3 protein-coding genes are annotated in these 1,356 nt (G+C 72.7%); 2 read left to right on the top strand and 1 reads right to left on the bottom strand.

What is annotated here, in order from left to right:
* On the top strand, positions 1–478 hold a 478-nt coding region (locus DW309_RS02630; RefSeq protein ID WP_136044480.1), incomplete at its 5' end, for an aldehyde dehydrogenase family protein.
* 24 nt (positions 479–502) lie between these two features.
* Here the strand turns inward: DW309_RS02630 and DW309_RS02625 are convergent.
* The gene (locus DW309_RS02625) at positions 503–1,030 is read right to left on the bottom strand and encodes a GNAT family N-acetyltransferase (protein WP_136028543.1); all 528 of its coding nucleotides are present in this window, start codon (positions 1,028–1,030) and stop codon (positions 503–505) included.
* A gap of 122 nt (positions 1,031–1,152) precedes the next feature.
* Between DW309_RS02625 and DW309_RS02620 the strand changes: the two genes are divergently transcribed.
* Positions 1,153–1,356 (top strand): winged helix-turn-helix transcriptional regulator (locus DW309_RS02620; RefSeq protein WP_136044479.1); only part of this gene is annotated, 204 nt, incomplete at its 3' end.

The raw sequence follows: 1,356 nt of genomic DNA, 5'->3' as shown, positions 1-1,356 counted from the left end.
GGGCGTGCTCTACGGACCGCTCAGCAGCGCCGCCCAGCTCGCCCAGGTGCAGGGCTTCATCGACCGCCTCCCCGCGCACGCCACCGTGGCCACCGGCGGCCGCCGGCAGGGCGACCGCGGCTACTTCTGGGAGGCGACGATCGTGACCGGTGTGCGGCAGGACGACGAGGTCGTGCAGGGCGAGATCTTCGGGCCCGTGCTTACCGTGCAGTCGTTCGAGACCGAGGAGGAGGCGCTGGCCCTCGCCAACGGCGTGCCGTACGCGCTCGCGGCGTCGGTGTGGACCACGGATCACGCCAGGGCGATGCGCTTCTCGCGCGACCTCGACTTCGGGTGCGTGTGGATCAACACCCACCTGCCGTTCGTGTCGGACATGCCGCACGGCGGCTTCAAGCACTCCGGCTACGGCAAGGACCTGTCCCAGTACGGCTTCGACGACTACACGCGCCTCAAGCACGTCATGAGCGCGATCGACTGACGGGCGGCCCCGGGCCGTCCGGGCTCAGCGCGGGCCGAGGAGCTTGACGCGGCGGTGCTCGCGGAGCGTGAACTGCGGGCGCTGGTCGATCTTGGTCGCCCCGTCGAGCTCCCACCCGTGCCGGGCGTAGAACCCGTCGGCGCGGTCGTTGCCGTCGAGCACCCACAGGTAGCCGCGCGTGTGCCCGGCCTCGATCATGCGCGCCTCCGCGGCTTCGAGCAGCGCATGACCCGCGCCCGTCGACCACGTGTCCGGGTCGGCGTAGATGCCGTACAGCTCGGCGTCGTCGAGACCGTCGGGGTCGCGCCCCGAGCCGAACGACGCCCACGCGATCACCGCACCGTCGCGCACCGCCACCAGGGTGCCCAGGCTCGTGGGCAGCGGGTCGGCGAAGATCCGCCGCCACCCCTCGGCGCGCTCCGAGACCGAGAGCCCGTCGAGCACCTCCTGGTCGATCAGGCCGCGGTAGGCGGTCTGCCACGAGCGCACGTGCACTCGGGCCACGGCATCGGCGTCGTCGGCGCGGGCGTCGCGGATCACGAAGGACGTCATCCCTCCACCCTAGGTGCGCGCGGCGACGGCGGAATCGGGGTGGACGCACGCGGCCGGATGTAGCATGCTGGCCGGGCACCCGAGCCGAACCACGAGCATCGACACCTCCGAGGATCAGCCGCATGTCACGACCCCTTGCCGGACCGCAGAGCCTGCTCCGGTCGCTCAACGGCCGCGCGATCCTGGAGCGGCTCGCCGACAGCGGTCCGCAGACGCGCGCGGAGCTGATGGCGGCGACCGGGCTGTCGCGCACGGCCGTGACCCAGGTGCTGCGGATGCTGGAGGCGGGAGGTGCGGTGGCGGCCGCCGGTGTCGACCGCGGTGCG

The organism is Microbacterium sp. K41, from assembly GCF_004794395.1.
GTDB classification, from domain to species: domain Bacteria; phylum Actinomycetota; class Actinomycetes; order Actinomycetales; family Microbacteriaceae; genus Microbacterium; species Microbacterium sufflavum.
The sequence above is the reverse complement of the archived record's forward strand: the minus strand, read 5'-3'. Positions and strand labels throughout refer to the sequence as shown.

Excerpts from the sequence above, each read along its gene's own strand:
- DW309_RS02625 (WP_136028543.1), bottom strand. The coding sequence starts at position 1,030 with ATGACGTCCTTCGTGATCCGCGACGCCCGCGCCGACGACGCCGATGCC.